Source organism: Xenococcus sp. PCC 7305, assembly GCF_000332055.1.
Taxonomy (GTDB): Bacteria; Cyanobacteriota; Cyanobacteriia; order Cyanobacteriales; family Xenococcaceae; genus Xenococcus.
On the sequence record NZ_ALVZ01000141.1, the window covers coordinates 18,723 to 27,916 of the forward strand.

The 9,194-nt window shown below is 39.2% G+C and carries 7 protein-coding genes; 2 read left to right on the forward strand and 5 right to left on the reverse strand.

Features of this window, described 5'->3' with window-relative positions:
• Window positions 1-48: 48 nt before the first annotated feature.
• Window positions 49-870 carry a hypothetical protein gene (locus XEN7305_RS08160; RefSeq protein ID WP_006508916.1) on the forward strand — a complete coding sequence of 274 codons (822 nt, stop codon included), beginning with the start codon at window positions 49-51 and terminating at the stop codon, window positions 868-870.
• Between the two features lie 38 nt (window positions 871-908).
• On the opposite strand, the gene XEN7305_RS08165 is transcribed toward XEN7305_RS08160, so the two are convergent.
• From XEN7305_RS08165 to hemW, 5 genes are all read right to left on the reverse strand, one after another.
• Window positions 909-1,793, reverse strand: a complete 885-nt coding sequence (locus XEN7305_RS08165) for a sulfotransferase domain-containing protein (RefSeq protein WP_006508917.1) — start codon at window positions 1,791-1,793, stop codon at window positions 909-911.
• A gap of 154 nt (window positions 1,794-1,947) precedes the next feature.
• The gene (locus XEN7305_RS08170; RefSeq protein WP_006508918.1) at window positions 1,948-2,541 is read right to left on the reverse strand and encodes a chorismate pyruvate-lyase family protein; all 594 of its coding nucleotides are present in this window, start codon (window positions 2,539-2,541) and stop codon (window positions 1,948-1,950) included.
• Between the two features lie 24 nt (window positions 2,542-2,565).
• On the reverse strand, window positions 2,566-3,279 hold the full coding sequence (locus XEN7305_RS08175) for a sulfotransferase family 2 domain-containing protein (protein ID WP_006508919.1): 714 nt from the start codon (window positions 3,277-3,279) through the stop codon (window positions 2,566-2,568).
• Window positions 3,280-3,497: 218 nt separating this feature from the next.
• Entirely contained in the window at window positions 3,498-5,591 is a 2,094-nt protein-coding gene (locus XEN7305_RS08180; RefSeq protein ID WP_006508920.1) for a sulfotransferase, read from the reverse strand.
• A 51-nt stretch (window positions 5,592-5,642) separates the two neighbouring features.
• A complete protein-coding gene (hemW, locus tag XEN7305_RS08185; RefSeq protein ID WP_006508921.1) occupies window positions 5,643-6,932 on the reverse strand; it encodes a radical SAM family heme chaperone HemW in 1,290 nt (429 codons plus the stop codon).
• A gap of 642 nt (window positions 6,933-7,574) precedes the next feature.
• On the opposite strand from hemW, the gene XEN7305_RS08190 reads away from it, so the two are divergent.
• A complete protein-coding gene (locus XEN7305_RS08190; RefSeq protein WP_006508922.1) occupies window positions 7,575-9,005 on the forward strand; it encodes a class I adenylate-forming enzyme family protein in 1,431 nt (476 codons plus the stop codon).
• The last annotated feature ends 189 nt before the right edge of the window (window positions 9,006-9,194 follow it).

Genomic DNA, 9,194 nt, shown 5'->3' on the forward strand with positions numbered 1-9,194 from the left:
AAGTCAGCATATGATGAACTTATTTTTGATAGTATCCCTAATATACTTATGAATGGCCTTATAAACTCAAAAAAAGTTATCACCTTTAAAGGATTCGGATTGCTCTTCGGATGTTTAGGGTTAATTGGAGTATCTGTTAAAAAAGCCTATGCAGCTCAACTAGTTTTGGCTGATCCTCCCAATGGGTCTACTGAATTTATAGATGGTGTAAATGCAGATCTTGGTGTTGATTCTGGTTCAGATGGATTCACTTCAGTAAGCATAATAAGTGGAAACGCAGGAGAGACATTTACCGTTTTGAATGATAGTGATAACGTTAATGACTCAAATACTGTCACAATAGACAACTTTATAAACACCTTAAATAACGATGGAATTACGTCAACAAATGTTTTAGTATTTGGTTTAGGAATAAATGAGCCTGGAAGTGGAAGCAGTATCCATATTGAGCGCTTAACTATGGCATTCCAAATACCCAACCAATCTGATAAGGTATTTAGTTTAAACCCAGGTTCGGGTAGTGATCCCTTTGTAGACGACACCATTGTGGCTGAGAGCTTAGGAAGTAACACCGATGACGCAAAATTCCGAGTGGATTTTGGTTTTGACTTTATTGCTGCTTATAATGGCGAAGACCCAGGAAACTTCCAATATAGTATTTCTACACAAATACAAGATCAAGGTGCTAAGGATGAAGAGTTTTATTTGAGCTCGGGCTTTACCGCAGCAGCCGTACCTTTTAAATTTTCGCCCACGTTAGGAATTTTGCTTTCCCTTAGTTTGTTAGGTGTTTCTCATGGCATTAGATTAAAGAAGTTTGGAAGCGACAAGAAGACAGACTCAAAAAAACAGAATCAACGATCAAGATAAATTGATTAATTTTCCTATAATAATTCATCCCTCATCCTTTAAACCTCATATCCTGCCTCTTGACATAGAGGCTCACAATATTCTGTTAACCTTGCGAGATCTTCTGGCTCTAAAGAATTTTTCCAAGAATGAATATTGCCAACTCTAAAAGTGCGAGTTTTGGGATCGTAAACATTTTTGGTTTGACGAGCAATTGACTCGTCCCAAGGGATATTAAGATGAGCTGCCAAATTTCTGAGGGTTTCTGTTTGTTTTTGGCTATTGCCACCACCCTGCTCCCCAATAAGATCCTCAAATTTTACCAAGAGACAGTTGGGATCTTTGCCCCAGTCCAAAATTGAGCGATAGATTTGGGCAAAATTATAAATTGTCAGACCAGATTTTTCCCCATGACCTCCTTCGAGTAGAAAGTTAATTCTCTCGGTGGTAGACATTGATTCTAGATCAGCCCTCAAGGGAATTCCTTGAGGCAAAATGTCTTTTGCCGATTCGGAATTGAAAATAAATTTTAGTCGAGAAACTGTGACGGCCCTGGGGTCGCGAATTATACAGACATGGTGATAATTTAAACTATTCAGAACCTGATTCAGTTCAGGAGTATAGGGAATATGTCCGTTAATATATTGGCTTTTGGGAAGGCATTGTAACCAATATTCCAATTTAGACTTGGGTACGAGGTTAGGAAATATAATCCCAAGATTTAATAAGTCTTCTTCTTGTTTGCTATTAGCTATGTTCTGATTTTTTAAGACCCTACGTATTTCATAGGAGCCCAGAAATTTTGGTGTGTTATTAACATAATCACTACTAGTAAAGTATTCGTGATACCCAAATATTTTTATTGCTTTTGCCAATAGATGAGTACCACTTTTGGGCAAAGAATTAACTAGTACTCGATCAGTTCTAATCTGCTCGTAAGACATAGTTTGAAGGATGAGGGATGAAGGATGAGGGATGAGGAAACAATCAAAAGTCAAAAGTCAAAATTCAAAAGTCAAAAGTCAAAAGCAATTAACTTATTACTCATTACTTATTACTTATTACTTATTACTTATTACTTATTACTCATTACTCAATTTAAAAGTCTTGTAAGAAATATTGCTCAGGAAATTTCTCGGTGATCATCATAATGGGTTTGCCATCAGTGAAAGCTCGATAGGTACGAGAGAGCAATTTATCTTCTGGTTTGATTTTGAAATAATCTGCTAGATCTCCCGCTAATTCCCGTGATGAATCAACGATTTCTTTGAAAGTTTCTACTTTATGCTGTAGCCATAATCTACCGATGGATTCTTGAGATTTTAAGAGTCTTTCGCGATATTTTTCATCTAGGCGATCGGGCACAATCAAGGATTCGGCATAAATCCAATTTTTGCGACTAATCTTTCCCTGGAGTAGGACTTTTCGTTCGATTACTTCTTGTCCAACTTCTAACTCTAAAGTTTTAACCGGATTTGTGACTAAAACAGTTCCTTCTGATAACTTAACTAAATTAATCTTTTCAAATAGATAGGCTTCTAAAATTTCGGTTAATGTGCCATCAGTTGTTAAAATTATCCTTTGAAAGATACTTAACTTAGCAGGATTAATATGGCTATGGGTTAAGCTTTCCTGTAAATCTGGGCGAAGCTCTCCTGCATGATTAGCAGTAATTTCAGTGGACTGTACCATCTTGTTTCCTCTTAGCTATCTTCTTTATAGGGTGATTTTTTGTTTTAATGCAGATTTTAAATTTTTGATACTAGAATCATAACCATCAAAGCTATAGCCAAACAATTCAATGTCCTCTTGAAAATTGTCGGCGACCAACTTACGAGTGCGGTCATTATAATATCCTCGGTAATCACGATGTTTCGATTGATTCAAGCGAGGCAAGGAGGTTTGTAAGTTCAAAACTTGACAAACATGATCAAAGTCATCGTTTAAAGTTTCATAACGACCCAGATAATCAATATTCAATTCGCCATTAGGTTCAACGATAATTTCTTTTTGTAATTTAGTTGCTCCTTTGGGAAAGGGATTTTTGGTCGCGATCACCCATTCCAAATATTCTTCAAACCCACCTGGCATATTTTTCACCAACTCATGACGAATATGAGTTGTCTCTTTGAGAATAAAATGATAGTAAGAAACTTGCCAGTCCCAAGGATTTCTCACAAAAGCAAATTTGTAAAAATTATCATATTCTTCAGGAAATTCTTTTTTCACATCCTTGGCTTTGGCATGCCATAAAGAAGATTGCCATAGTTCATATAATTTATTTGGCTTCCCATTTTTCTCTTTGGGCGGACGCTTCATTTTGAATCTGTTTGGTTCTTCAGCATATTTTTTTAAAGCTTCTTTAACACTTGTTCCTGCTGCCTTGGTGACATGAAAAAAAATAAATTTATGAGAGTAGGAAATTAACATATATCAGTTATCAGTTATCAGTTATCAGTTAATACTTGTTATTCACGAATCAAGACGATCGCCTTAAACAACAAAAAATATAATGACTAACGGAAATAAAAAGAATAATTAAGGGCGCAGTCAGTTATCAGGCTTCAAGGCGCCCCAATTAGTACCCACAGCTTATATAAGCTTGGGTTTTAGACAGATCACAAAACCAAATGTTCACTGTCCACTTTTCACTGTCCACTATTCTGAGTTTTATCAACCAAATTCATAATAGGTTGCACCTCAGGTAGTATTTGATTAATTTCCTGAACATTTTTGCGCCATTTATCCGGAGATGGTGCCGATACGCTCATGTGGGAAACTGGCAAAGAACGAGAGACCATTTGATCAATCTTCTCATCCCAGTCAAGCTGCGCAAATTTGCTAATCCGACTAACAATCTTCTTAGGATTTGCTACCAAATCGCTGTATCGCACGAAGCACCAATCCTTTGCAGGAATATTTTTCAGATCTTTCATGATATAGCTATTGGCACTTTTCCACTGATGAGTCGCAATTTTGGCAATGGAATAATCTTCCAAGCTAGACCAACCAGGAGCCAGTAGAAAACTCCATTCTTGGAATGGCCAACCCGGAACTTGCCGATAGGCGACAAACCTACGCGATCGCCAGCCTTCAATAATACTACTCACATTCTGCTTGGGATCACGATAAAGGTAAATAAACTTTGCTTCTGGGAAAATAGCCTTTAAGAAGGGAATTCTCAAGGAGTTTTTGGGTGTTTTCTCCAGAAATCTCACGTTTTGGGGGCGTTGCTCAGCAGGAACATCGAGAAATAGCTGTTCTTGACGATTTTGCAACTGTTCGGTAAACCTTTCTTTAAGTGTTAAGGCAATTTCAGGGGTCACATCAGCCGCGCTGAGGCAGTTAGAACTATAGTTCCTGGCTGCTGGATGCAGTTCGGGAATGCCCTCAATAGTTTCATGGCTTTCCTTGGCCGTACTCCATAATTGGGGAAACTTCGATAAAGTTTCAAACAGCAAAGTGCTACCAGCCCTTGGAGCTGAAACAATAAATATTGGCTGCTCAAAATGAGGCAGTTGAAACTCTTCCCGCAGGAGTCGAAATTCCAATAATCGCTGTACGATCTTGATTAGTTTCTCTTCAGAAACACCATCAATTGCTGTTAACCGTTCTCGAACTTCATCCAAAGTAACTGAGCTTTGGAATAACTCCAAAACCTGAACCTTTTGCTCAGACAACCGTTTAAAGTTCGTCTGTTGTTGGTAATGTTCCACCACCCGATAGCGAGCTGACCAACGTAGAGTAGGCTTGATGGTTAGCTTTTTCCTGACCCAAGATAATCGAGGGACTTGTTTGGCGATCGCCCGTTGAGAGGTCGATAACATAGAATTAATCACCATCAGAGCCAGGGAACCGCGACTTCCCACAGGTAACCATTTATGAACATCGCTAACAATCTGCTGCTGGAATTCCAGGATCAGATCTTGATAAGCCAATTCTCCAGAGCGATCGTGATGGAATTTAACAAATACTTGTTTCCATTTCTGCCGAAACTGCTCAATTTTCTCAACTAGTCTGGTGACCTTATTTTGGGGCATGCCCAAATCTTCAGCGTCAAAGAGAATCTCTGCTGTAAGATCACCAATTTCCTTGGGAGTCAAAACCTCAAAACAGTAGGTTTCTAGAGGGATCTCACTGACATGGCTTGGGTTATAAGCAATCTGTTTTGGTTCGAGTTCCGAATTTTCCTCAAAGCTTTCGAGTATTCCTTGTAACGCCAAAGAACCTTTAGTCTCAATAACTAAATAAATACAGTCTGCTGCCCCTGTATTGGCAATTCCATGATGTTGGGAATGATTAAGCGTCCAAGCTTCTCCTGATTCGGGAGTAATCTTTTGGGGATGATCATTGTAGGAGAACTGAACTCCGGGATTCGTCACAATGGGGACATAGATGCATCTACGTCTAAACCAATGATAGTTATAGTCCCCTAAAGGTAGTACTTTACGTGACTTGGGAATCCGTAAGAGATAACTGCGGGAAACAGGAGCCTCAAAAGCTTTGATTACCTGTTGAATATAAGGACAAAGCTCTAAAAAAGCCGTTCCCCGCATTGCTCCAGAAATTGCAAAATCATCATTGATCGTCCCACCCACAGATACCAGCACAATCGAGGATGTGCCCTCAATTTTTGTGCGATGGATTTGCCAATCCATCTCGTTGAACTGGAATACTTCCTGGTGTAATTGTTCCGCATCAAAGTGCAATGGCACTTGATAGAACTCTTGATCTAATTTCATCTGGTGTGTGAGGTTGCACAATAAAAACTAATTACGTAGCATCGCGATCGATTATGCAAATGCTTTGAGGGCGTCAGTGATAGTCTTGCCGACATAATCGCCGTAAAGAATCCCTTTATTGGTTAGTTCTAAGGTCTCTTTGGTCAAAGTGATAAAGCCTTCTGCTTCCAACTCGTTGATAATCGGGGCACAGATTTTTTCTAGTCTTAGACCATGACGATGCTTAAATCCTTTGAGGTCAAAACGTAGCAATTTAACTCCCATTAAAACTTCGCGCAACATGCGATCAAAACTATGGAAGTGATAGCCCCTTTGTAAGGGAAGTTCTCCTTTTTCAATCATCGCTCCATATTGATCTAATTCACTGGCATTTTGCAGAATAGAATCGCCTAGAGTACCAAAAGCGGACGCTCCAAAACCGTAAAAGTCCATGCCGCGCCAAATACTACTGATATACTTGCTTTCATCACAGCCATCTTTGGTGTAGGTAAAGAAACTCCAAGGCAAATAATTAAACTCAGCAAAACGATCCATGGCATATTGCATAAATCGCATTTCCTGCTCTTCGTCGGGAAGATTAATTTTCTCCTGGCGGACTCCTTTTTGGAAGACATCGGTATTGGCAAAAGCTTCCATTTTATAAACAGTAATACTTTCGACTCCTGTTCCAATGGCCTGTTTAACACTGCTTGCCCAAGTTTCATCGGTTTCTCCAGCTAAACCACTTAGTAGGTCAATGTTAATTGTCCATTGTCCTTGACCTGCTTTTTGGGCAGTTTCGATCGCATGGAAAGCTTTCTTGGCGTCATGACCTCGTCCGCTTAACTTGATAATCTCGTCTTCAAAAGACTGAACCCCCATACTCAAGCGTGTTACACCCAAATCAGCTAGGGTATCCATTTTGGACTTAGAAATAGTTAAAGGCTCTGCTTCTAGGGAAAACTGGACTTTATCATCAAAATGCTTAAAGTTTTTTCTTAAGGCAGCGACTAGTTTTTCGAATTGATGTTCTACCAACAGAGAAGGCGTTCCACCACCAAAATAGACTGCATGGATCGGGCGATCGCTCAAGTTGAAACGCTCTGCTGCCATCTCAAACTCTTGACAAAGAGTATCAATATAGCTATCTACTTCTGGTCTGTATTCCTTGAGATCAACAGTTTTGTAGTAGCAGAAAGAACATCTTTGAGTACAAAAAGGGATATGCACATAGATACACATCGGTTTATCAGCCAGATTCTCGTCTAGAAAAGATTTATTCCATTTCCGAAAAGAAGGGTAATTCGTAATTAGGGGCAATCTTGTAGGTTCTAAGTTAGTGCTTTTAGCAATGGCAATCATAAAATTTTCCGAGAATGTTTGTGTAATTGATATTTAAGGGAGAATTAAATTATTTAGGATTGAACAAGATAAAATATGCAGTTGTCATTGATTTTAATCTTCAGTGTAATGCTATCTTGTCGGGTTGCAATGGCTAGTGTTGTTGCAAGAAAACTTAAAAAAAAGGCTCTTACTAACTAAGATCAGGATGGTGCTCTCCTATACACTTATCGCTGTTTGAATAAAATCAGCCCCAGTTGTAATCATAATCAATACAGTACCTTCTAATACTAATACAGTATCGTAGAATACATATTTATCATGTATTTTTGTTTCCGGAAGACAATTAAATAATTTTCCAAAGATTAGTTATTGCCAAGATCAATGATTAATTTTGCTCTGAACTGCCGACCCTTTTTAATGAGATAGTGATATTCCTCTAGTAAGGTATTAACTTTCAGGGGACAAAAGTAAACTTTGAATGGAAACTTTTTATGCAGTCATTATCGACACGGCCTAATGGTATAAGATTTCCTGATTAATGTCTTCGGTCAAATGGCGTAACTAATCTGATAAATTAAGCTCGTGAATCCTGATGTAAAGCATTTTATGATTTTGTTAGTAGGACTTTCGCAAACATAGATAACAATCAACAAGTGAAAAATGAAATTTGTATTACAAGGGTTATCAAATCAAATATTGACTGATGGGCAATTGACCTGCTCTTATAAAGATCTTGAGGTTTTTTTTGATTCTATTCAAGGGTTTTTGGCTTCGCAGCAAATTACTACTAAAGTTGCGATCGCCTTAGAATGCGAAAATTCTCTACCAGTGGCGCTGGTCTTATTGTCTTTACTTGAAGGCGACTATAGCGTTTTGTTATTGCCGAGAAGCAAAGAGCCGACTACTGCCGATAGTTTTCAAAGTGATATTCCTGCTTTTTGCCACTACAAACTGGTTGTCGAGAATGCCGTCACCGAAATTGCCGAATTGGAACGCCCTGAGTCTTGGTTGAAAATTACCAAAAACCATGGGGCTTCCGCCTATAAGCCAGATAGCGATCGCCCAAGCCTATATATGCGAACTTCTGGTAGTACAGGCAAACCCAAAATTACAGTCCATTCTCACCAGAATTTACTAGCAAATATTCTAAACTGTGTCCAGAGACTCAAGTTAACTCAAGAAGATCGCATTGCCATCCCGGTGCCGCTATATCATATGTACGGTTTGGGTGCGGCTTTTCTTCCTGGGATCGCAGCTGGGGCGGGGATTGACTTACAGAAAAGTGCCAATTTATTGAGATATTTACAGAGAGAGCGAGCATTTGAGCCTAGTGTGGCTTTTATGACCCCAATTTTCTGCGAAACCTTGAATAAAGGGCGTAGATCGGCTCGTCCTTATCGTTTGACGGTGACTGCTGGCGATCGCCTAAGGCCAAATACTTTAACTGCTTACGAATCTCGCTTTGGTTGTTTGGTGCAATTATATGGCAGTACGGAAATGGGTGCGATCGCGGCTGGCAGTCCTGATGATCCCCAAGAAATTCGTGCGGCAACTGTGGGCAAGCCGATGAATAATGTTCAGATGCGGTTGCAAAGTGATGAAACTATTCCTGAAGAGATGAAGGATGTGGGAAAACTCTGGTGTCAGCATCAATATGGCTTTGAGGGTTATATTGATGAATCGGGAAATGACATTCCCTTGAATGATGATCAAGGTTGGTTTTCGACTAAGGATTTAGGAAAAATCATCAGCGATGGGGAAATAGAGGTTTTAGGTCGCTTTGATTTTAGTATCAATCGTGATGGTTTGTTAGTGTTCTTTTCTGATGTCGAGAAAGTAGTTAACACTATTGCGGGAGTGGAGTCTGCGATCGTGGTTTCTGGAGCAGAAGGAGCTAGGGGTAAAGAATTAGTTGCCTATTGCATCTTAGAATCAGGTTCTGAAAATACCGATACTGAGCTTCGTGCTGCTTGTTTTGATTTGTTACCCAAACGAGCTGTTCCTGACAGGTTATCTATCGTCAAGTCTTTTCCTTTATTGCCTAATGGCAAAATAGACCGACAAGAGTTGATTAGAATAGCCAAAAGCTAAGAGATGGCAGATGGCAATTTGTTCAACGTGAGTTCGACGAAAATTTGAGAGAAAAGAAAGGCTGACATTGTATACTCATAATAAGCAGAATTAGAGAATCTCAGCTAATTTTATGATGACATCAAGATTAGATATCACAGCAATTTTTTGCGACGTAGATGATTTTTGTCTCCAGTGGTCAAAACTATG

What these genes read in the sequence shown, in the direction of transcription:
- XEN7305_RS08160 (WP_006508916.1), top strand. Translation starts at nt 49, where the DNA reads ATGAATGGCCTTATAAACTCAAAAAAAGTTATCACCTTTAAAGGATTC.
- XEN7305_RS08165 (WP_006508917.1), bottom strand. Translation starts at nt 1,793, where the DNA reads ATGTCTTACGAGCAGATTAGAACTGATCGAGTACTAGTTAATTCTTTG.
- XEN7305_RS08170 (WP_006508918.1), bottom strand. Translation starts at nt 2,541, where the DNA reads ATGGTACAGTCCACTGAAATTACTGCTAATCATGCAGGAGAGCTTCGC.
- XEN7305_RS08175 (WP_006508919.1), bottom strand. Translation starts at nt 3,279, where the DNA reads ATGTTAATTTCCTACTCTCATAAATTTATTTTTTTTCATGTCACCAAG.
- XEN7305_RS08180 (WP_006508920.1), bottom strand. Translation starts at nt 5,591, where the DNA reads ATGAAATTAGATCAAGAGTTCTATCAAGTGCCATTGCACTTTGATGCG.
- hemW (WP_006508921.1), bottom strand. Translation starts at nt 6,932, where the DNA reads ATGATTGCCATTGCTAAAAGCACTAACTTAGAACCTACAAGATTGCCC.
- XEN7305_RS08190 (WP_006508922.1), top strand. Translation starts at nt 7,575, where the DNA reads ATGAAATTTGTATTACAAGGGTTATCAAATCAAATATTGACTGATGGG.